General features: G+C 74.6%; 1 protein-coding gene. It reads right to left on the bottom strand.

The features are described from left to right. Positions 1 to 279, bottom strand: a 279-nt coding sequence (locus tag G6O68_RS32230) for a hypothetical protein (RefSeq protein ID WP_165253864.1), incomplete at both ends; no start/stop codon positions are given.

The following is a 279-nucleotide window of genomic DNA, read 5'->3' as shown; positions in this document are numbered from 1 at the left end:
GCCGACGGGCGGGCCGACGCCCGCCGGGATCTCGACCGGCACGACGTTGGCCGGGGGGCCGCCGGACTTGGCCCAGCGTTTCAGGATGGCCCCGCCGAACCCCTCGCCGGTGAACCGGTCCTCGGCCGCCTTGGCGGCGCAGATGGGCAGGACGGCCTCGATCCACCAGGCCGGGTAGGTCAGGCTCCAGGTCCGGACGTGGCGCGACCACGAGTCCGGCACGCCGAGCGGGTCGAAGTGGAATCCCACCAGCGCGACCAGCCGGTCGAGTTCGTCGGG

Origin of the sequence: Paludisphaera soli (assembly GCF_011064595.1) — a bacterium.
GTDB lineage: Bacteria > Planctomycetota > Planctomycetia > Isosphaerales > Isosphaeraceae > Paludisphaera > Paludisphaera soli.
This window is presented reverse-complemented; position numbering and strand designations above follow the sequence as displayed.